The sequence below is a fragment of the Vibrio sp. 99-8-1 genome, assembly GCF_013114595.1.
In the GTDB taxonomy this organism is placed as follows: Bacteria; Pseudomonadota; Gammaproteobacteria; order Enterobacterales; family Vibrionaceae; genus Vibrio.
In genome coordinates this window covers 67,484-87,197 of the sequence record NZ_VTXE01000020.1, presented here as the reverse complement: position 1 = coordinate 87,197, position 19,714 = coordinate 67,484, and the positions used below count along the sequence as shown (strand labels likewise).

The 19,714-nt window shown below is 39.8% G+C and carries 23 protein-coding genes; 11 read left to right on the top strand and 12 right to left on the bottom strand.

The genetic code is table 11. The features are described 5' to 3' along the window. Positions 1 to 143 precede the first annotated feature (143 nt). The 6 genes from F0227_RS12945 to F0227_RS12920 form a co-directional block, all read right to left on the bottom strand. Positions 144 to 326 (bottom strand): hypothetical protein, encoded by a 183-nt coding sequence (locus F0227_RS12945; protein ID WP_171753627.1) that lies wholly within the window; start codon positions 324 to 326, stop codon positions 144 to 146. Positions 327 to 454: 128 nt separating this feature from the next. Beyond that, a complete protein-coding gene (locus tag F0227_RS12940) occupies positions 455 to 919 on the bottom strand; it encodes a GNAT family N-acetyltransferase (RefSeq protein ID WP_171753626.1) in 465 nt (154 codons plus the stop codon). A 171-nt stretch (positions 920 to 1,090) separates the two neighbouring features. Next, positions 1,091 to 1,531 carry a DUF3069 domain-containing protein gene (locus F0227_RS12935; RefSeq protein ID WP_171753625.1) on the bottom strand — a complete coding sequence of 147 codons (441 nt, stop codon included), beginning with the start codon at positions 1,529 to 1,531 and terminating at the stop codon, positions 1,091 to 1,093. 314 nt (positions 1,532 to 1,845) lie between these two features. After that, positions 1,846 to 2,058 carry a cold-shock protein gene (locus tag F0227_RS12930; RefSeq protein ID WP_171753624.1) on the bottom strand — a complete coding sequence of 71 codons (213 nt, stop codon included), beginning with the start codon at positions 2,056 to 2,058 and terminating at the stop codon, positions 1,846 to 1,848. Between the two features lie 195 nt (positions 2,059 to 2,253). Next, positions 2,254 to 2,703 (bottom strand): DUF1499 domain-containing protein, encoded by a 450-nt coding sequence (locus F0227_RS12925; protein WP_171753623.1) that lies wholly within the window; start codon positions 2,701 to 2,703, stop codon positions 2,254 to 2,256. 117 nt (positions 2,704 to 2,820) lie between these two features. Next, positions 2,821 to 4,050, bottom strand: a complete 1,230-nt coding sequence (locus F0227_RS12920; RefSeq protein WP_253822097.1) for a GGDEF domain-containing protein — start codon at positions 4,048 to 4,050, stop codon at positions 2,821 to 2,823. A 217-nt stretch (positions 4,051 to 4,267) separates the two neighbouring features. On the opposite strand from F0227_RS12920, the gene F0227_RS12915 reads away from it, so the two are divergent. The 10 genes from F0227_RS12915 to F0227_RS12870 all read left to right on the top strand — a co-directional run bounded on the left by F0227_RS12915 (position 4,268) and on the right by F0227_RS12870 (position 13,874). Then, positions 4,268 to 4,633, top strand: a complete 366-nt coding sequence (locus F0227_RS12915; RefSeq protein ID WP_171753622.1) for a late competence development ComFB family protein — start codon at positions 4,268 to 4,270, stop codon at positions 4,631 to 4,633. Between the two features lie 22 nt (positions 4,634 to 4,655). Then, positions 4,656 to 4,931 (top strand): HlyU family transcriptional regulator, encoded by a 276-nt coding sequence (locus F0227_RS12910; RefSeq protein WP_171753621.1) that lies wholly within the window; start codon positions 4,656 to 4,658, stop codon positions 4,929 to 4,931. A 326-nt stretch (positions 4,932 to 5,257) separates the two neighbouring features. Continuing rightward, a complete protein-coding gene (gene pntA, locus F0227_RS12905; protein WP_171753620.1) occupies positions 5,258 to 6,793 on the top strand; it encodes a Re/Si-specific NAD(P)(+) transhydrogenase subunit alpha in 1,536 nt (511 codons plus the stop codon). A 10-nt stretch (positions 6,794 to 6,803) separates the two neighbouring features. Next, positions 6,804 to 8,180, top strand: coding sequence for a Re/Si-specific NAD(P)(+) transhydrogenase subunit beta (pntB, locus tag F0227_RS12900; protein ID WP_171753619.1), 1,377 nt, complete (start codon positions 6,804 to 6,806; stop codon positions 8,178 to 8,180). A gap of 361 nt (positions 8,181 to 8,541) precedes the next feature. Beyond that, positions 8,542 to 9,981: a sensor histidine kinase VxrA gene (gene vxrA / locus F0227_RS12895; protein ID WP_317919228.1), complete on the top strand. Its 1,440-nt coding sequence runs from the start codon at positions 8,542 to 8,544 to the stop codon at positions 9,979 to 9,981. Continuing rightward, positions 9,956 to 10,618, top strand: coding sequence for a response regulator transcription factor VxrB (gene vxrB, locus F0227_RS12890; RefSeq protein WP_171753617.1), 663 nt, complete (start codon positions 9,956 to 9,958; stop codon positions 10,616 to 10,618). Before vxrA ends, vxrB begins: the two co-directional genes overlap by 26 nt. After that, the gene (locus F0227_RS12885) at positions 10,618 to 11,481 is read left to right on the top strand and encodes a DUF2861 family protein (RefSeq protein ID WP_171753616.1); all 864 of its coding nucleotides are present in this window, start codon (positions 10,618 to 10,620) and stop codon (positions 11,479 to 11,481) included. Before vxrB ends, F0227_RS12885 begins: the two co-directional genes overlap by 1 nt. 63 nt (positions 11,482 to 11,544) lie before the next feature. Continuing rightward, on the top strand, positions 11,545 to 12,753 hold the full coding sequence (locus F0227_RS12880; RefSeq protein ID WP_171753615.1) for a conjugal transfer protein TraF: 1,209 nt from the start codon (positions 11,545 to 11,547) through the stop codon (positions 12,751 to 12,753). A gap of 41 nt (positions 12,754 to 12,794) precedes the next feature. After that, complete coding sequence (locus F0227_RS12875) at positions 12,795 to 12,944, top strand: YoaH family protein (protein ID WP_171753614.1); 150 nt, start codon at positions 12,795 to 12,797, stop codon at positions 12,942 to 12,944. A 570-nt stretch (positions 12,945 to 13,514) separates the two neighbouring features. Then, a complete protein-coding gene (locus F0227_RS12870) occupies positions 13,515 to 13,874 on the top strand; it encodes a cytochrome c (RefSeq protein WP_171753613.1) in 360 nt (119 codons plus the stop codon). Between the two features lie 86 nt (positions 13,875 to 13,960). Here F0227_RS12870 and F0227_RS12865 read toward each other — a convergent pair whose 3' ends face one another. From F0227_RS12865 to F0227_RS12850, 4 genes are all read right to left on the bottom strand, one after another. After that, positions 13,961 to 14,707, bottom strand: a complete 747-nt coding sequence (locus tag F0227_RS12865) for an outer membrane beta-barrel protein (RefSeq protein WP_171753612.1) — start codon at positions 14,705 to 14,707, stop codon at positions 13,961 to 13,963. A gap of 295 nt (positions 14,708 to 15,002) precedes the next feature. Next, positions 15,003 to 15,878 (bottom strand): endonuclease/exonuclease/phosphatase family protein, encoded by an 876-nt coding sequence (locus tag F0227_RS12860; protein WP_171753611.1) that lies wholly within the window; start codon positions 15,876 to 15,878, stop codon positions 15,003 to 15,005. Between the two features lie 318 nt (positions 15,879 to 16,196). After that, entirely contained in the window at positions 16,197 to 16,508 is a 312-nt protein-coding gene (gene yciH, locus F0227_RS12855; RefSeq protein ID WP_171753610.1) for a stress response translation initiation inhibitor YciH, read from the bottom strand. Next, positions 16,505 to 16,861, bottom strand: coding sequence for a DUF3319 domain-containing protein (locus F0227_RS12850; RefSeq protein WP_171753609.1), 357 nt, complete (start codon positions 16,859 to 16,861; stop codon positions 16,505 to 16,507). The genes yciH and F0227_RS12850 overlap by 4 nt, the downstream gene beginning before the upstream one ends. Positions 16,862 to 16,966: 105 nt before the next feature. On the opposite strand from F0227_RS12850, the gene F0227_RS12845 reads away from it, so the two are divergent. After that, positions 16,967 to 17,929 (top strand): tyrosine-type recombinase/integrase, encoded by a 963-nt coding sequence (locus F0227_RS12845; protein ID WP_171753608.1) that lies wholly within the window; start codon positions 16,967 to 16,969, stop codon positions 17,927 to 17,929. Here F0227_RS12845 and F0227_RS12840 read toward each other — a convergent pair. Both F0227_RS12840 and F0227_RS12835 read right to left on the bottom strand, forming a co-directional pair. Then, positions 17,913 to 18,914: a D-alanine--D-alanine ligase gene (locus F0227_RS12840; RefSeq protein ID WP_171753607.1), complete on the bottom strand. Its 1,002-nt coding sequence runs from the start codon at positions 18,912 to 18,914 to the stop codon at positions 17,913 to 17,915. The two genes, F0227_RS12845 and F0227_RS12840, sit on opposite strands and share 17 nt — an antisense overlap. Before the next feature lie 149 nt (positions 18,915 to 19,063). Continuing rightward, complete coding sequence (locus tag F0227_RS12835) at positions 19,064 to 19,636, bottom strand: SPOR domain-containing protein (protein WP_171753606.1); 573 nt, start codon at positions 19,634 to 19,636, stop codon at positions 19,064 to 19,066. Between the last annotated feature and the right edge of the window lie 78 nt (positions 19,637 to 19,714).

Sequence of the window (19,714 nt, the reverse complement as noted above, 5' to 3'; positions counted from 1 at the left end):
GAAACTGGAAGCAAGCGCTGAACCGCTTTATGATTATGTTCGAAGACCGATTAACTGAATACTTGTAACCAATGGCAGTTACACAGAATTATTTACAGGGTCAATAAAAGAGACAAAAAAGACCAGTAATCCTGGTCTTTTTTTTATTCATCTTCTTCTTTCTTGTTATCAGCAATAAAATGTTTAATAAAGCGCCTAACTTCTCGTGCTGCGGAAGTATCTAGATCTTCACAAAGAGATACAAATTCGTCTCTTTGCTCGCCATTAATGCGAATGATCAGTTGGCTATCTTTTTTGTTTGCTTCTTTTTTTTTCTTAGTGTTCACAGTGACACCTTGAGTCATGTATATACAACGCATAGAACTTTATATGCGTTCAATAATCGGAGTCAACAACGGATTGAAAGAAATGGCGATTATGTAGAATAACTGAACAATTTTTGTTGAAGTTATAATCAAGAGACCCTTTTCTCAAGGATCAAATCTGCCAAACCTTCTTCGTTTTGCGAACCATCACGTTGCTGTTTTACTTTAAAACCCATCTTAATATAGAAGTTTTTTGCCTGAATATTTTGCTCAAAGCAGGCAACTTTAATGTGTTTAAACTTAGATTGCTTCACAGCAACGTCGAGCAATTTAGAGCCTGCTCCTTGCTGTAAGTAACCCGGTTTAATATAGAGTTGCTCTATCCAAGTATCTATTCCTTTGTCGCTACAGGCGCAAACGCCAATAGCAATACCGTTTTTAATCGCCAGCCAAACGTTGGCTTTAACCAACAGTATTTCTCCAACCCAATAGCGTATCTCTTTTTCGCTATAACGCATTGGAGCATAGGGCAAATGCTCATTGCGAGATTCAGTGAGAATATCTTTTATGGTGCTGATATCTCGTCTATTGGCCTTTTTTATACTAATGTCCATAGAATTACAAAGTATATACAATGTCTATAGAAAATAAGTCTTATTTACAGTTCTGTCAAATAGCAATAAGTTCTCTGTTAGACAGCTATTTTCTATATAAGAACCGGCTGCATACAAAAAGACTCTTGGGTTATAGCAAGAGTCTTTACTGTATCGAACAATCAGCTGTGGCTATTTCGCAAATACGTCTTTAAAGTCTTTCTTAAGGATGGCGTCTCTACGAGCTTTCTTGACTTGTTTAACCATGTCTTTAACACAGTTATGCAATACTTGATCGAGTAGTTGTGCGCGGTACTCTTCTTGATCGCTTTCAGACATATCTTTAGGAAGATCCAATGTTGGGAATTCTTCCATAAAATTCACACCTGCAAATGCTTGGCTTACAGAAATTAACGCGTGAAACTGTTCAAAATTGTCTAACACGTTTTGCGCGCTTGCTGGCATTGCATCCCATGATTCTCGAACAGCTTGCTCGGAAACTTCGTGAATAGAAACGACCATATCGAACATCTGTTCAGGAACTTGATCAAACTCTATTACCTTTTTTAGTTCAGGTGAAATTTGATCCAAATCTACAGCTTCTGGTGTTGGTTCATTTACTTCGGTAGTCATAATTTTATCTTAGTCGTTATTTGAATAATCAATGCTAAAAAGAACCCAAAAAAAGTCAATAATTATCGATGAAAAACGGTACTTAAACTCGGATAAAAGAGACGTTGTAACGCAAAAAGAGCGAAGGCATTGAAGATTTGTAGATAAAAGCATCAATTACTGAATCACGGTATTGATAGAATTGACCTAGAGTGCAAGCAGATGACGTTGCGATAGAAATAAAAAACCACCGAACTCAGAGTCGGTGGCTTGAAAGTAATATATGAAATTGCGTTGTAACCGTTGCATTAATAATAAGCTAATGTGTTGGCTTATCAAACGGCATCAACATCTTCTGCTTGAGGGCCTTTTTGGCCATTGGTTACCACAAACGAAACTTGCTGACCGTCTTGTAAATTTCGACGCCCAGAACCGTTAATCGCAGAGAAGTGAACAAACACATCTTTTCCACCATTCTCAGGGGTAATGAAGCCGAATCCTTTGTCTTGATTAAACCACTTTACAGTGCCATTGATTTTTTCACTCATAATAAAACTCTATTCACCTAAGTAACTGATGCAAAAGCGCATCACACAATTTACGTTACAATAACAAAATAGGCGAAAAAATCACCAATTCACTAAGATGTGATCTCGACAACGATTAATGTAGCAATTTCGCGAAGTGGCTCCAAAGTGAATCGGTTTACTAAGACTATTGTCAATATTTACCAGAGGTTATCGTTATTCAGATAGCGCTTGATAGTGTTTAGTAAAACGTTGATAACGCTTTAAATTTGCGCCGCCATCACTGTAACCAACCCGAGATTGCGAGCGATAATGAAGTTGCTGATTTTGTACATCAAAAAACAGCTCCACATCGTCGTTGTAACGCATTTTATCTGTGGTGAAAACAATGTGGATGTAATTGTCGCTCTCGCTCTCTACGTTGTTGTTGCCCATCGCTTGCAATACCTTAGTAACGGTAAGCTTAGCTTGTTCAACACTGTCAAAAGGCAATGAAGCGACCTTTTTCTCTGCAATGTCGGTCTGAGAAGAAACGGCATTTGGTGTGCTGGGCATTGGCGCAAACTTGCCCTGTTGAACGCCCAAATAATCCGGAGTGGTGCTGTTTTTATAAAACATAAAAGCAACGACCAGTAAAACTAGAGCTGAGACTATCTTTAAAATCATTAACATTTCCTTGTTTTCATTGTTGTTATGATGAGATTGTGTTGATGCTGAGCGTTATCAATTTAGCCGCTTATTAGATAATTTTCTATGATGAAAAGGCGATTATGAAAGAACTGCTTATGACGAAACACAGTTACGGCCCGCATTTTTCGCTTTGTAGAGAGCAGTATCTGCATTTTTCAGCACATGGTGTGGTTTTTTAGTTTCATAACTGTCGGCGACACCTATGCTGATAGTGACGGAAACGGATTTATCTCTGGTTCCTTTACCCCGGTTAACTAGGCCCAGTTTACTTTTTGGCCTCATGTCTTGGTTTCGTATCATCATTTGATAATTGGCGATGTTCTCGCGCAACTCTTCCAAGTACTCTAATGCTTCATCTACATATTTACCTTTAAACAGTACTGTAAACTCTTCACCACCATAGCGATAAACTCTTGCTTTACCGCCAATTTTTGTCATTTGAGATGCGACTAATTTTAGAACATCGTCTCCGGTATCGTGTCCGTATGTATCATTAAACTTTTTAAAGTGGTCTACATCTAACATGGCGATTGTGTATTTTTTTCCAAGATGTTTGATCTCGGTTTCTAACGCCCGTCGTCCGGGGATATTGGTCAGCAGATCGACATAAGCAAGGCTATGATTGGTGATCATTATATAGAGAATAAGTAATACACCACCGAGTGAGAACAAAATGGTTGAGATATAAGAGTATTGAAAAAATACAAATGTCAGGGTTGAAATGATCAATGCAGTATAAATGGCCACATCAATAATGACGTTCTTTTTAAGAATAAAAATACCAAATAAGCCAACCACTAAAGCGTTGTATAGGATAATGATAAAGGGCAAGCGTGAAACTTGTGGGATTTCAAACAAGATGGTTTGCCATGTTTCACTGATGCCATTGATGGCAATGTGATCAACAAACAAGTTACTCCACGCTAACAACGCCGCGATTAATGCACAGTACGCGAATCCGGAAAAGGATAAAGAGAAGAAACGTTTTTCAGGAAACAGATAAACAACGACACAGGCAGTAGGGAATGTGAAGGCGAGAAGCACATACTCTATTTTTGTGGTGCCAAAGCTAAGCGGGTGCTGTAGACGGCTTTGAATAACCCAGTAAGCAATCGCCATGGCTACAGCGATCATTCCCATTCGGCCTTGATTAAAGCTCTGGCAAAGGATTATGCACAGCGCAAACAGAAAGTAGGGAAGTTGAGCTGCTAGATTAAAGTTTACTTCAACTAATATCGCTACTTCTTCCATAAAGTAAAACAGTATGGAAATAAGGACAATAGGCAATGATAGTCGAAAGAAACTGCTATGAATTATTGACATTTTTTATAGAATCACACGCTTTGTATTTAGCGTTTTAATAACGTTGAGCTCATTAGCATAGGATAACGACTATCGTCTTAATAAAAAACCTCTAACCGCCGCAAAATGTGGTTAAATCGGCATAATTGGTAGAAAAATGATAATAGATGTCGCTGAATAGTTTTCTACTCTCTCTCATAGTGCTAGTTTTACTATGTGTCATTTATGGAGTTTGAATATGCAAATAAATGTTGATGTACACAATTATATGGAAACTTTGGTAGGGACCAAGTTGGCCGAAGACGTGTATACAGAAAACTACGATAACGAACAGCTTGCGGATCTTGCTTGCTTAGCTTTGAATCAGTTACGACCTGTTTATATTCGCTATGATATTGACTTTCTGTCCCGCTTAGCGGAAGAAAGAAGAGTTCAGTTCCAACATCAGGTAACTATGGCAATAGAAGCCGCTGAGACGATGATTAAAGACGACAGACGATTGGAACGCACAGAAGAAGAAGTTATCTCGGTTGATAAAGAAGAGTTAGAAGATCGTGAACTTGAATGGTTTGAAGAGCCAATTTTAGGTAATAAAAAGAAATAACCTCGGTTTTAAGGAGTAGTTGGTGGGATTTTTTTCAAGTTTATTCTCAGGCAAAGAGAAACAAGCAAAGCATGTTGAGCCTGTAGAGTACAAAGATTTTTTAATTTATCAGCAAGCGATCGCTGAATCCGGTCAGTATAGAATTGCTGGTAGAATTACCAAAGAAATTGACGGCGAGATAAAGGAACATAGATTTATTCGTTCTGACGTTGTTTCTTCAGAACAAGATGCTAATGATCTAATGTTGAATAAAGCAAAGATGTTTATTGATCAGATGAATGGCAAAATATTCGATTAAAGATAACTACTGATATTCCAACTGTTTAAATTATACAGTTTGATATTTATCATGTTTGAAGGAGTCATTAGCGTATATGCTGATGACTCTTTTTGTAATTAGATAAGATCAGACACGTACTATCGACTAGTTAGCCTATATTTTCTGTATCTGGTTTGACCTCAGCTCAGTGCTTAATGTGTTGTCTTTTCACTGGCGAAGAGAGAAAATTCACGGCTATTTTAGGTGTATTGTATTAAATATTAGTATATTGACTATATTTTATCCTATTACTCCATCTTTTGATAAAAACCAACAATTCATTGTGCCAATAGTAGGGAATAACTATGCAAATTGGTGTGCCTAGAGAGATACTCGCAGGTGAAACTCGAGTTGCTGCAACACCGAAATCGGTGGAACAGCTTAAAAAACTGGGATTCGACGTCATTGTTGAATCTGATGCTGGTGCTTTAGCCAGTTTTGATAATGCTGCGTACGTCGCAGCGGGTGCTTCAGTAGCCTCTACTGAAGAAATATGGAATGCAGACATTGTCTTTAAAGTGAATGCTCCTTCTGACAACGAAATTGAATCGATGAAAGAGGGCGCAAGCTTAGTCAGCTTTATTTGGCCTGCACAAAACCCTGATTTGATGGAAAAGCTTTCAAGCAAAAACATCAATGTAATGGCAATGGACTCAGTGCCACGTATTTCTCGAGCTCAAGCGTTGGATGCGTTGAGTTCTATGGCAAATATTGCAGGCTATCGTGCAGTTGTTGAAGCGGCGCATGAGTTTGGACGTTTCTTCACAGGTCAAATTACGGCTGCGGGCAAAGTTCCACCAGCGAAAGTACTTGTGGCTGGGGCTGGTGTCGCTGGACTCGCGGCAATTGGTGCTGCTGGTAGCTTAGGTGCGGTTGTTCGTGCATTTGACGTTCGTCCTGAAGTAAAAGAGCAAGTACAGTCAATGGGCGCTGAGTTCCTCGAAGTTGATTTCGAAGAAAACAGTGGTGCCGGCGATGGTTACGCTAAAGAAATGTCAGATGAGTTCAACAAAAAAGCAGCTGAGCTTTATGCTGAACAAGCAAAAGACGTTGATATTATTGTCACCACTGCGCTTATTCCTGGTCGCCCTGCGCCTAAGCTGATTACCAAGGAAATGGTTGACAGCATGAAAGCAGGAAGCGTGATTGTTGATCTCGCCGCTGCAAATGGCGGTAACTGTGATTATACGATCGCGGATAAAGTTATCACCACTGACAACGGTGTAAAAATTATTGGTTACACCGATATGGTTGGCCGTCTTCCGACTCAGTCATCTCAGCTATACGCAACAAACCTTGTCAACTTGATGAAGCTGCTGTGTAAAGAGAAAGATGGCAACATCAACATCGATTTTGAAGATGTTGTTTTACGCGGTGTGACAGTCGTTAAAGAGGGTGAAGTTACTTGGCCTGCTCCTCCTATTCAGGTATCGGCGCAACCAAAACCTCAAGCTGAGCCAGCTAAACCTGCGGTAGAAGTTGTAGAAGAGCCTGCATCTCCGTTGAAAAAAGTGGTTGGTATTGCCGCTGCTATTGGGGCATTTGCGTGGGTTGCTAGCGTTGCCCCTGCTGAGTTCTTATCGCACTTTACCGTATTTGTATTGGCCTGTGTTGTTGGATATTACGTGGTTTGGAACGTGACTCATGCGTTGCATACTCCACTCATGTCAGTAACTAATGCTATCTCTGGCATTATTGTGGTTGGTGCATTGTTGCAGATTGGGCAGGGCAATACTGCTGTCTCCATTCTGTCGTTCATTGCCGTGTTAATTGCAAGCATAAACATATTTGGTGGTTTTACCGTCACCAAGCGTATGCTTGAAATGTTCCGTAAAGACTAAGGAGATTTACATGTCTGCAGGATTAGTACAAGCCGCATACATTGTTGCTGCGGTTCTCTTTATAATGAGTCTAGCGGGGCTGTCTAAGCAAGAATCAGCAAGATCAGGTAACTACTACGGTATTGCTGGTATGGCGATTGCGTTGGTGGCGACAATTCTATCACCAAGTTCATCTGCTGTTGGCTGGATATTAGTCGCAATGGTTATTGGTGGTGGCATCGGTATCCATTACGCTAGAAAAGTTGAAATGACAGAGATGCCTGAACTGGTCGCAATACTGCACAGTTTTGTGGGTCTAGCTGCGGTTTTAGTTGGTTATAATAGCTACCTAGATCACGGTATGATCACTGACCCAGCGCTTCTGAACATTCACTTAGTTGAAGTGTTCCTTGGTGTATTTATTGGTGCGGTTACCTTTACCGGTTCTATTGTCGCATTTTGTAAATTACGAGGTGTGATCTCTTCTTCTCCACTTAGCATTCCACATAAGCATAAATGGAACCTAGCAGCGGTGGTTGCTTCGCTCTTGTTAATGTTCATGTTTGTTAGTGCCCAAGGTAGCATGTTTGCGTTAATTATAATGACGCTAATTGCTTTCGTATTTGGTTACCATCTGGTTGCATCTATTGGTGGGGCGGACATGCCTGTTGTTGTCTCAATGCTTAACTCCTATTCAGGTTGGGCAGCGGCGGCGGCTGGCTTTATGTTAGCTAACGATCTATTGATTGTAACGGGTGCCTTGGTTGGTTCGTCCGGTGCGATACTTTCTTACATCATGTGTAAGGCAATGAACCGTTCATTTATCTCTGTTATTGCAGGTGGTTTTGGACAGGAAGTTGTGATCAGTAACGACACTGAGTACGGTGAACACCGCGAAACCAGTGCAGAAGAAGTGGCTGAAATGCTGAAGAACTCTAAGTCAGTTGTAATAACTCCGGGGTACGGCATGGCAGTAGCTCAAGCTCAGTATCCGGTTCATGAAATTACGGAAAAACTGAGAGCTCAAGGTGTTAATGTTCGTTTCGGTATCCACCCAGTAGCGGGAAGGTTACCGGGTCACATGAACGTATTGTTAGCGGAAGCAAAAGTACCATATGACATCGTTTTAGAAATGGACGAAATTAATGATGATCTTCCTGAAACGGATACCATCTTAGTTATCGGTGCAAATGATACGGTTAACCCAGCAGCACTAGACGATCCAAATAGCCCAATCGCAGGTATGCCTGTATTGGAAGTTTGGAATGCGCAAAATGTTATTGTCTTTAAACGCTCAATGAACCCAGGTTATGCCGGGGTGCAAAATCCATTGTTCTTCAAAGAGAATACTCAAATGCTGTTTGGTGATGCAAAAGAGTCGTGCGTACAAATTTCTTCTCATCTATAGCGCTATGTTTGCTATAAATTAAGAGAAACAGTAAGCAATTTAGAAGTGCTGTTCACATAAAGTGAGCAGCATTTTTTTATGGTTAGGAGATTGGGTTAATTGCTCTCCTGATACCTTGTTCAAACTGTTTCTAGATTGAACAAAATCTGTACTGAAAAAAACAATAAACTCTCACGCTACGTGGTAAAACCAATCCGTTGCGTACAAGGATCTAACTTTTTTGCTATAAATGTCGCTATCTTCTTGAGAGTTATGTGATTTCCACTAGTTATACGCTATATTGTTTAGCAATAACGATAATATTTTACCGTTGAATAGAATATTTACTTTTGAATAAAACAGTTGGCAAAATCGTTTGTTAATACGTAAATTAATTTATAGCGCTTTATTGATAGCACCGTTGAATGTATGGGGCTCTTCGCTGCCTGAAAGAATTGATGAGTTCGTCAATCTGTTTGATTACTCGCAGGCCAACGAACACTACGACGTTCGAAATCTACAAAGTGACTTTCCCAACAAGTTGATTGCGCCGGAGTTCATGCTACCGCAAACCGCTAATTATCCCCTTAAAGATCTTCAACAACTCTACATTCTGGAACAAAATTGCACAGGACAATTGCCTTTAAGCCCATTGGTAACCGAGCCATTAGTCTTTGTAAGGACAATATGTAAAGGAACGCCATTACCGGTGAAGTGGTTTGCTCGTACTGGACTTATTCATCCGGGGGGCGGAAGTTATGCCTATCGCTACGGGAAACTAAATCCAGAAAGCTTTGATGACTTGCAGCCTTACATGCACATTTTAGAGAGACCACTTTCAACAGATAATACCTTACTTGGCCGTTTGCAAAGAATGCCTTTCAGCGCGATCAATGCGCTTATTGCTAGTGAAAGAATGTTCGTTGAAAATGACAACTTGTGGCTGAGGCGAGGGGATAAGTATTATATTTTCCCGCAGCGTGTTTGGCAGGACAATGCGAGTGAATCACAACTAAAATATACACTGACTGATAGTGACAAGTCGTGTTTTGTGCGACGGGGCAATCTCTGTTTTGAGTTAGAAGATAAATCGGATCTTTTACTCAATAGCATGATCGCCTTGGTGATCATCAATATCGCCTTGGTATTTGGTTGGGCGGGTTACCGTTGGAACACTAAACGACAAGAACTAAAGAGCAGGATGCTGGTTCTACAGATTTTGACGCACGAGTTAAGAACACCAATAGCGAGTTTATCAATGACCGTAGAAGGGTTTAGACGTGAGTTCGAAAGCCTTCCTGAATCGGTTTATGATGAGTTTAGACGATTATGTGAAGACACTCGCCGGTTAAGACAACTGGCGGAAGCGAGTAAAGATTATCTACAATCTGGCAACCAAAGTATGGCGACAGAATGGATACCATCTATCGAAGAGTGGATGATGTATCGATACGAAGAATCTAAAGTAAAGATTCATGTAGAAATAAACCGAGATACCGCCGCTAAAGTGAATATTTATTGGCTAGGTACTTGCTTAGATAATTTAATAAATAACGCAATTAAGTATGGCGTTCAGCCGATTACATTGAAAATTGAAGTAAAAGAGAAACAGATTACCTTCTTTGTCATGGACAAAGGAAATCTGAGTAAAAAAGATTGGCGTACGCTAAAGAAACCTTTTGTTAGCAAAGCCGGATTAGGGCTAGGGTTAACTATTGTTGAATCTATGGTAGGAAGAATGGGCGGCGAACTGACTCTTGGCGGCCCGCCCACTACATTTAAATTGGAGATACCTTGTGAAACAGACATTGCTACTCGTTGAAGATGATAAAAATTTAGCAGATGGACTACTAGTTAGCCTAGAACAAGCAGGTTATGAGTGTTTCCACGCAGAGACTCTCGCTGAGGTTGATCCGTTATGGGAAAAAGCAGATCTCGTTATACTAGATCGTCAATTACCCGATGGTGACTCTGTCACTCGTCTAGCAAAGTGGAAAGAAATTAAGAATGTTCCGGTGATTTTACTGACTGCACTGGTGACGATTAAAGATAAAGTGTCCGGGTTAGATGCCGGCGCAAATGATTATCTAACTAAACCTTTTGCTGAGGCTGAGTTGTTTGCAAGAATCCGCGCTCAACTTCGCTCTCCAGACGAGGAAAATGAAGAACAGAGTAATCAAGTTACTACGGATTGTTTGGTAATAGATAAAGCAACGCGTGAAGTTTTTTACCAACAAGAAGCGATAACACTAACCCGTACCGAGTTTGACCTGCTTCTATTCTTGGCAAGTAACCTTGGTAGAGTGTTTACTAGAGACGAGTTGTTAGACCATGTTTGGGGCTATAACCATTTCCCAACGACCAGAACGGTAGATACGCATATTTTGCAGCTACGACAAAAACTTCCAGGTGTAGAGATAGAAACTCTACGTGGCGTTGGTTATAAGATGAAGTCATAATGATTAAGTACGTCTCATTACTGATATTACTGCTATCAAGCATGTTTACCAGCACAGCTAATGCGTGGTTTGATAACCAAACTCCGCTTAGTCAGGCTCATAAAATGTTGCTTGAGAATGACTTGCAAGCAAGCTTTTCTGCTCTGATTCAGGTGTGGCAAACCAACAGAGATGATTATGTTGATAATCACTTAAACGAACTGCTCCTTAAATCATTAGAGCCCGATTGCGGAAAGAGTTTAACCTCAGAGCCGTTAGCAAGCTGGATTAGTAATATCGTAATTAGACGTCAATCTTTACAAAGTCCTGGCCGAATTACGTCTAAGCTTATTATTGAAAGCCAAGCATCGGTTGAAATTAAATCTATACGTTTTAGTCAGTGGTCCGACACGGATATTTCTCCAGAAACAGATTTTGAACAAGTATCGTCTAATGGAGAGTTTATCTACCATGCTCGCTATGCATTGAGCCAAAGACTTGGTCCGGGGCTATATCGAATCGAAATTGAGAACGTCAATGGAGAGCAGTGGAATAGCTGGGTCGTAATGGGAGAATCAAAGTCGAAAGAAATTGTTCGCTGGGATACCAAGGATAGTTGGGCTGTCGATAAGTTTGGTTTGCTCAATCCGTATTGCGCGCTTCCAGTTCTTACCGTTGCGTTATACGACTATTTAGATGGCGAATACAAGAGAGTTTGGTATCAGGAGTATGAAACAGATTATCCGACGTCACTGCCTTTGGGCAAACTAACGCCAGATCGATACGTATTGGCTGTTTCTATTACCCAAAAAAGATGGCAAGGGGCGATAGCAATCGAAGATCAGCAAGTAATAAGCAAAACATACGACATATCTGCAGAATAACTGATAAAGATAATATCAAACTTGCCGATAAAGCATTAAAGGAATATATCTAGGCTATTTATTATGAACAAACTTCGCTATTCGATAGCAACTGCACTCGCTTTGTCTTCATCCCTTTCAGTTGCAGCTAACTATTCTGTTGATGCTCGTGGTGAAGCTATGGGTGGTGTTGGTGTTGTTGCTGGAACCTATTTAACCTCGCCATTCTATAACCCAGCTCTTGCAGCGATTTATCGACGTAATGATGATGTGGGTATGCTACTACCAGCTGTCGGCTTGATGTATAGCGATCAAGATCAGTTACAGGATAACGTCAAAGACTTAGGGGATATCCTCGATGGCATAGATTACGGGAACCCAGGAAGCATAACGCCTGCAACAGGAACTGAGATTAATAACTTATTGACGGAAATGAAGGGAGACAGTGCAAAAGTCGAAGCGGGGTTGTCTGCTGCCTTTGGTATCCCAAACTCATTTTTATCTATGACGGGATTTGCAAAAGCCTATACCGAGGCCTTTGTTTCTCCTGATATCTATGACTCCAGTACACTAGCAAGTCCAGTTGACGCTGCTCAAAATGCTGAACTCAGTGCAATGAACGTCGTTTCCATTGGCGTACTGGAAGCGGGCTTAACGCTCGCCAAGTACCAAACGGTGTTTGGCCAACACATGTCTTTTGGTATCTCTCCAAAAATCCAACGAATCAATACTTACGTTTATACCGCATCGGTCCAAAAATACGACATCAAAGACATTCTCGAAAACAGTACATCTGAAGCGATGTTTAATATTGATGTTGGGGCGCTATGGTTTTATGGTCCTTTCCGCATCGGTATTAGCGGTACCAATTTGATCTCTCGTGATGTAGCAACCGACAAAATTACTACGACCTTAACCAGTCAATTAGGCCCTGAAACAAATACAATTGTCACTGACTTTGCTTATCAGATTCGTCCTCAATATACCGTTGGTGCAGGATTTGTTGCAGACTACTTTTCGTTTAGTGTCGATTACGATATAAACGAAGATGAGAAGTTTGATAAGTTTGCTGACAATACCCAATGGATTCGAGTTGGCATGGAAATCGATGTAATGCGCCAGTTACAGTTACGAGGTGGTTACAGAAAGAATCTCGCATATAGCGACAGTGAAGGGACAGTTACCGGAGGGGTAGGCATCTCACCTTTAGGATTATTTGAACTCGACGTAGCTGTTGCATACACCAACGCGGATGCGATGGGAGGCTATGTGAACTTCCTTGCCACTTATTGATAAACACTTTATAGTCGCCCCTCAATTATGAGGGGCTTTTTATGTTTGACGATATTCCACCACTATCACACCAAGAGCAACAAGCGGCTGTAGAGCAAATTCAAGAATTGATGAAGCAGGGGATAAGCACTGCCGAAGCCATCAAAATAGTCGCTCAGAAAATCAGAGAAGAAAAATCTAACCAAGAATAATTGAAGAGCTTGTTTGGTCTGCAATCAAGCTTTATCTTTTTGACATTAGCGCACTATAACTAAATTAAATAACACCGAACAATTTACCTTTCAGAGATACTCTCCTAAATTCCCCAAAAACAACCTGAGCTTTATACGAAATCTTATGGCGTTATCCCTTTAATATTAACAACTTAGAATGAGTATGACTCTTCTTTTTTAGCTTAAGAATAGATCAATACAAGGTGCTTTGTAACTAAATTACAGGAAACTGTCATGCTGATTTTGCAACCAGTGGATCGTGCTGATTGGAATTTTAAAAGAAAAATAAGCGAGCGCTTACTATTCCTTTCGGGAATACCATGCTTGGGCGGTCTGATAGTGACTGATTACGATTAATCCTTGCTATGGGAATGACGACAAACTAATTGCTAAGGCTTATAACAGAGTCATGTAGTTGCTAACTTTTCGATCTGTAAGCTCCTCGTTATAAGTTGTATGAGAAAAAAGAGAGGAGTCTGAATAGTGTGTTCATTGGTAGTTCATCACTCATTCTTATGATGGGTGAAAAACTAATGTTGGAAGAAACAAATGAAAATTAAACTTTATACTATTTCAATCACGCTTATTGCACTCTTGTCCTTCAGCCTGTTTGCGGCTTCTCAAAGTACAATTAACGGAGATACAGCAAACGGTGAACAGAAATACCAGCAGTTCTGTCTTGCTTGTCATGGTACTAAAGGGCAAGGCGATGGGGTTGCTGCAGCGTCGTTAGCAAAAAGACCGGCAAACTTACCTAACAAGATAAATAATCCATTTAAGTCGACCGATCAGCTCGCAGGTAAGGTTTTAGCGGGTAAAGTTGAAAAGGGCATGCCAGCATTCAATAGTGTACTGACGAAGCAAGATGCTATCGATATTTTTGCCTATATCGAATCGATTCAGAAGTAATGGTATAGAGTCAGTGAGAATTAAAAGACCAAGCATAGTGTGACAGCGTCACACCACGCTTGGCTAAATAATAAATACTGATATGCCTAAAAATAGTAGTTCAAACCAAGACTGATTGAATGCGTTGTAAGATCTAGTTTATGACTGAACCCGTCATTGATACCTGGTAACGTATTTTTCCCATAATCCAAATTTATAAAACTCGAAACCATATACTCAGCCTTTACTGACCAGTTTTTACTCAAAGATCGCTCATATCCCAGAGAGGCACTAATGCCTAAATGAGTTTTGGTTTCACTAAAGCTAGATGCTTTACTAGAGTCATTAAATGAGAATTTGTATTTAATTTGAGTTATTGCGGGCCCTAGAGAGAAATAGATAACTGAATCGTCAGAAACATAGCCAAGTTTTCCTCTTATACTGGCCAACCAATTTCTTTCTACTTTAGTACTAAGATGAAAAGTGTCACCGTTAGTAAGGTAGACACCAGAGCTGTTCAAGGTTTTATCAAATTTGGAGTAGGTAACATCTCCTTCTAAGCCATAAAGCAAACCATCTTGTTGTACATTATATCCAAGCGACAGAACGCTGATAAGACTATTTTCATTTAAGCTCTTTGATGCAGCAGAGTCTAACTGCTCATCATCAGTAGTATGAAAATATGTATCTTCAGTCGTTGTCACATTCGGTGAGGCTTTTCCTGATGCAGCACCAATAGATCCTCCAATGTACAAGCCGTCCCAACGATTTTTGCTGTTCTCATCGTTTGATGCATAAACATTTAAACTAGAAACTAGTATTATAATTCCAACTGAAGCTGATAAACGTTTCATTTTTCACCTTTATGATTCTATTAAATTATAAATTATCAGCATTCACTGAATATGACAATGGTTTAATATTGATAGTGTGTATGGGAATTATAGTCGGAACATAATCAAGTGCGCATTATGTATGTTATGTTAAATACAATTCAGTGAGACCCGTATAACGTTCTCTCCTGTTTCAGTCTTTTCTCAATCCTTTGCACTGACTTAGTGTTTAGATGATGTGCCCTCGAGCTATAAAATCATATAAGCCCACAACTGTGGACTTATATGATTGCAAGAAAGATTTAGACTCCTCTCCCTATTGTTCCAATAGCGTTAGCTTGGCGGTAACGGGTAGATGATCACTTAAGTTTTTCCAGTAAGCTTTGTTATTTTGAGGGATAGATAGCTGTTCTGTTTTCCACTTTTGAGCGTTTGACGTAAAAATATGGTCAATAGCCACAATGGGGTTATCAGTTGGCCATGTCTTGATATCAAGCCCTTGTTGATTCACTAATGTCCAATACTTGCTTAGCTCTTCTATCGGTTCTGAGCCAGGAACGGCATTGAAATCACCGGCTAAAATGACCACTCTGCTGCTTATATTTTCAAAAATACTGTTGCTATTACCTAAAATATAATCATTAACCGCATAAGCTTGTTTGATTCTTAATGCTGGATCGGCATACCAATCAAAATGCGCATTAATAAATATAATCGGTGAATCAAATGTTGGAACCATAATTTCAGCAGCCAATAATACGACTTGTTCCGCAGCGGAAGGTATATTTATTATCTCTGTTTTTCCAATCGGATATTTTGACATTATGGCCACACCATATTCACCATCATCAAAGTCAATGGTTTTAGCAAACTGGCCATATAAACCGGTTTTATTTTTTAGTAGCTTGAGTTGATCTACTTTACCGCTTCGGTTGGTTTTGTCGTCTATCTCAACAATAGCGGTAATATCAGAGTTCAATGCTGTAATTCCTTCAGCGATTTTTTCAAGTTTCCCTACTCTACCGGCTGCTATATTAAAGGTTGAGACTGTGAGCTTTGGAAAGTTCTTGCTGTAAACTTTGTCTTGAACGCCCCCTTTAATTGGGGTAAGAACGTCGAGTTTTTCATTGGCATTTACACTTAATATAACCATTGAAAAAATAAACATAACTCTACTAAGTAAATTTTTCATTCAGTATCCTTAATTATAAGTAGTTCGAAATACATTAAATAAGTGAATATTTAATAACTTACACTTAAATTCCGAACAAATTATAATTGACTAAATAATCTGTTAAACGCTAGATATCACATTTGATTTATAATTGAATGGATTAAAAACGCCTTTCATTGAGATAAAAATGAAAGGCGTGAAAAGTAATTTATGGTTTAAAATAATGATAATTGTATAGAAATGAAACAAGGCCATTAAAACTAATATTAATAACCTTTCACATATAGATGTGATATGACTCGCAAGGGCAACAAATAAGGAAAAGAAAAGGTTAAATTAACCTCCGGCAAGTTTTACGGTCAATCCCTTTTTTTCTAGATGAACTTTGATTTTCTCTCGATTATCACCTTGGATTTCAATCGTGCCTTCTTTTATGGCACCGCCACAGCCACACACTTTCTTAAGTTCTGCTGCTAGTAGCTTTAGTGGAGCATCATCCAAATCAAGACCGGATACAATACATACCCCTTTTCCTTTACGACCTTTGGTTTGGCGCTGTATTCTAACGACACCATCCCCTTTGGCTCTCTGTTGTTTCTGTTCTTCTGGTTTAATTCTTCCGGTTTCTGTGGAATATACTAATGTCATTGAATACTTCTTTTTGGTTCATTCTGGTCAATATGTTTTTTAATGGCGTTTTTAGAGCCTTTGACTAGTTTACCATTAAAAAAGCAATACCAACTATTCTTAGCTCCACTATCGCTCTTAAGTAAATGGCCGTTGTAATCTTCTTGCTGCTCGTTCAGTTCTTCATCTTTCTGAGGAACAAGAGAAGCAAACTCTTTAGGATCTATAAGGGTGGCAGTATCACACCACCAATCTAATGATTTCTTAACCGCAGGTAATGCGCCAGAAAGAACATGATTCTTAACCCTAACGTGCCATACGTCTTTATCTGAGCCAGACTGTATGCAATAACCTCTATGAAATGTCGTCGCCATCTGATTTCTTTCTATTATTAGTTAGTTCTTTACATAATATAATTGTATTTGGCTAAGATTCAAGTGTATTATCGAATTCTAATTAATTAGTTATAGTGCATAAGAATGAAGAAACACATACCGATAATTACCGATGAACAGGAACGTACTATAAGCGTGAAACGCTTTCTGTCTCTGGTTTTACCGGATGACATAACTAAGTTAACTCACTCAAGTTATTCAAGAAGTTCAGAGTTAGCGATGACAACGGACTGGAATAGATTTGTTTCTTTTTGTGAAGCCAAACACGTATCGGCCTTGCCTACATCTATAACAGCGGTCAGGTTATTTCTAGAAAGTGAGTCTGCTAAACGTAAATTCGCCACCTTACGACGTTACAGCATCACAATTTCAAACATCCATCAATGGCATGGGTTTCCCTCCCCTACAAATCACAGACAAATACGATTTACCCTGCAACAGATTCGCCTAAATAAACATGGTGACGCTACGCAAGCTTCTCCAATGAGTAGAGAACATTTAGTAGAATTAGATCGTTTGTTAAGTGGAAATACTACATTACGGAATATCCGAGATTTGTCGATTTACCACGTCATGTTTGAGTGTGCTTTAAAGCGCTCCGAACTTAAGAACCTCACCCTAGATAATGTTTGTTCCAGAGATAATCTAACTTCTTTAAAAATTGATACCACGGAGTATGTTCTTTCGAAAGCAGCAGAGAAAGCATTAACTAGATGGACTAAGTTTATGACGGGTTCTTCCGGTTATCTATTTAGACGAATTGACAGGCACGGAAATATTGGACTAGACAAATTAGATGACTCATCCATCTATCGTATTTTAAGACGGGCAAGTGACTTACTCGATCTCCCCTATCAACACCGCTTTACAGGACAGTCGGCTCGGGTTGGTGCGGCACAAGAATTGGAGAAGAGAGGTTACAACCTGCGTGATATCCAAGATTACGGGCGCTGGTTAAGCCCAGCGATGCCTGCTCAATACTTACAAAAGTCAAACACCGCACAAGGAGAAATGGCAAAATTTAAGTCCATTAAACCTTGGGATTAATTGATTGGCGAATAGCCGAAGCAAGAAACTCACTAAACTCAGGGCCATTGTTCTCTAACATTTTAGGAAACATTGAGATAGGCGTCATTCCCGGGAACGTATTCACCTCATTGAGATACAACTCCCCTTGCTCGGTCAGGAAGAAATCGATTCGGGATAAATCTTTTAACGCCATTCGAGTAAACACCAATTGCGAATAGTGTTGAATTTTTTGCAAAATCGCATCATCAACCCTTTTTGCTTCTATCTCAGTGTGTGAATGACTGTCTGAACTGTATTTCTCTTCATAGCTATAAAATGCACCGTCAGGGGCAATAACCTCTCCTGGAGGAGTAATATACAGGGCACCATTATATTCGTATGCTGCGACTTCAAGCTCTCTAGGTTTGAGCGCCTTTTCAATTAATACTTGATTTGAATAGAAAAATGCCGATTTAACTGCAGCTACAACGCCTTCTCTATCAGTGACATTGTAACAGCCTACTGACGAGCCTTGACTCGCGGCCTTCACAAATAGATTTCCCCAGCGATCGAATGCCGCTAGCGCTTTATCTATAGACTCACTGCTATCATCGGTGAGGAAAAGGTACGGTGTATTTGGGATGCCTAGCGCATCGTACCAAAGCTTGGAAGTGATTTTATTAAAACTGTTCTTACTCGCTTCAGGTCCACAGCCAAGATAAGGAATACCTGACAACTCAAACATTGATTGCAAGTCTCCCGTTTCTCCCGGGTAGCCATGGATGCAAGGAACAATATAATCAATGTGTAGGCTATTCTCTTTTGACACTAACGAGCGAGTATTAATATCCAGCATCACCTCAACATTATCTAGTTTCCATGCGTCTTTAGTGATCTCAACTTGAATAACATCAAAGTCATCATGTCGTTTCAATTGCTGAGAAAGATACGAGGCAGACACTAGAGATACTTCGTGTTCAGACGATCCGCCACCACATAAAAGTAGAATTGTTGATTTAGCCATTAATTGTTATTCCGTGAATCATGACGATGTTAATGCAATCAATCATAACCAATTAGCTTAATAGGTACAGCAAAAACTCATCATTTGCTTGAACATCATGGTTGGTTGCCTGTATTTTGGTCAAAAAAAAGGACCTTACGGTCCTTTTCTTATCTTATTTTTTTCAGTTTAGGATATGGTGAGTTTTTCACGTCATCCAGACTTTTTACAAAAGGTTTCAAATCTTTAAACATCTTCGGCAAAGTATCGATAGCGGCTTTAGCTTCATAGCGCGTCTGGTAGTCTCCATACAGCAAGGTATACCAATCAGTGCCATTCACTTGCTTGTAGTTTTCCCAAACAGAGTGACCTTGAGGTAACTTCTTGGCTAATTGCTCAGCTTTAACTGCACTATCAACTGCGATAACCTGAATGGTAAATCCATATCGCTTAAATGACTCTACCTGTTTTTTGGTAGGCGCGATAATCTTAACGTTTCTTGTTTTAGGTGCAGGTTTGGCCATTGGCTCTGTGCGACTAACATTAACCATGTTTTTTTGAGAGCTCGCCATTGGCTGCTGCTCAACAACTTCTTCAGTCATATTAGGTGCAACTGTCGTTTCCGCAACGGCTTGCGGTTTATAGTCTTCTCTAAAACTATCAGTAGTTACATCTGTAGTGTAATTACCTGTAGAACAAGCTGCTAACAACATAGAGAGGCTAAGTATCGAGATTTTTTTCATAAACGGTTTGTATATAGTCAGTTATATTCTTATCCGCATCATGCCTTTCGAATCCCATATAATCAAGGGGCTATTTAA

What these genes read in the sequence shown, in the direction of transcription:
- F0227_RS12940 (WP_171753626.1), bottom strand. Translation starts at nt 919, where the DNA reads ATGGACATTAGTATAAAAAAGGCCAATAGACGAGATATCAGCACCATA.
- F0227_RS12935 (WP_171753625.1), bottom strand. Translation starts at nt 1,531, where the DNA reads ATGACTACCGAAGTAAATGAACCAACACCAGAAGCTGTAGATTTGGAT.
- F0227_RS12930 (WP_171753624.1), bottom strand. Translation starts at nt 2,058, where the DNA reads ATGAGTGAAAAAATCAATGGCACTGTAAAGTGGTTTAATCAAGACAAA.
- F0227_RS12925 (WP_171753623.1), bottom strand. Translation starts at nt 2,703, where the DNA reads ATGATTTTAAAGATAGTCTCAGCTCTAGTTTTACTGGTCGTTGCTTTT.
- F0227_RS12920 (WP_253822097.1), bottom strand. Translation starts at nt 4,050, where the DNA reads ATGTCAATAATTCATAGCAGTTTCTTTCGACTATCATTGCCTATTGTC.
- F0227_RS12915 (WP_171753622.1), top strand. Translation starts at nt 4,268, where the DNA reads ATGCAAATAAATGTTGATGTACACAATTATATGGAAACTTTGGTAGGG.
- pntA (WP_171753620.1), top strand. Translation starts at nt 5,258, where the DNA reads ATGCAAATTGGTGTGCCTAGAGAGATACTCGCAGGTGAAACTCGAGTT.
- pntB (WP_171753619.1), top strand. Translation starts at nt 6,804, where the DNA reads ATGTCTGCAGGATTAGTACAAGCCGCATACATTGTTGCTGCGGTTCTC.
- F0227_RS12885 (WP_171753616.1), top strand. Translation starts at nt 10,618, where the DNA reads ATGATTAAGTACGTCTCATTACTGATATTACTGCTATCAAGCATGTTT.
- F0227_RS12880 (WP_171753615.1), top strand. Translation starts at nt 11,545, where the DNA reads ATGAACAAACTTCGCTATTCGATAGCAACTGCACTCGCTTTGTCTTCA.
- F0227_RS12875 (WP_171753614.1), top strand. Translation starts at nt 12,795, where the DNA reads ATGTTTGACGATATTCCACCACTATCACACCAAGAGCAACAAGCGGCT.
- F0227_RS12870 (WP_171753613.1), top strand. Translation starts at nt 13,515, where the DNA reads ATGAAAATTAAACTTTATACTATTTCAATCACGCTTATTGCACTCTTG.
- F0227_RS12865 (WP_171753612.1), bottom strand. Translation starts at nt 14,707, where the DNA reads ATGAAACGTTTATCAGCTTCAGTTGGAATTATAATACTAGTTTCTAGT.
- F0227_RS12860 (WP_171753611.1), bottom strand. Translation starts at nt 15,878, where the DNA reads ATGAAAAATTTACTTAGTAGAGTTATGTTTATTTTTTCAATGGTTATA.
- yciH (WP_171753610.1), bottom strand. Translation starts at nt 16,508, where the DNA reads ATGACATTAGTATATTCCACAGAAACCGGAAGAATTAAACCAGAAGAA.
- F0227_RS12850 (WP_171753609.1), bottom strand. Translation starts at nt 16,861, where the DNA reads ATGGCGACGACATTTCATAGAGGTTATTGCATACAGTCTGGCTCAGAT.
- F0227_RS12845 (WP_171753608.1), top strand. Translation starts at nt 16,967, where the DNA reads ATGAAGAAACACATACCGATAATTACCGATGAACAGGAACGTACTATA.
- F0227_RS12840 (WP_171753607.1), bottom strand. Translation starts at nt 18,914, where the DNA reads ATGGCTAAATCAACAATTCTACTTTTATGTGGTGGCGGATCGTCTGAA.
- F0227_RS12835 (WP_171753606.1), bottom strand. Translation starts at nt 19,636, where the DNA reads ATGAAAAAAATCTCGATACTTAGCCTCTCTATGTTGTTAGCAGCTTGT.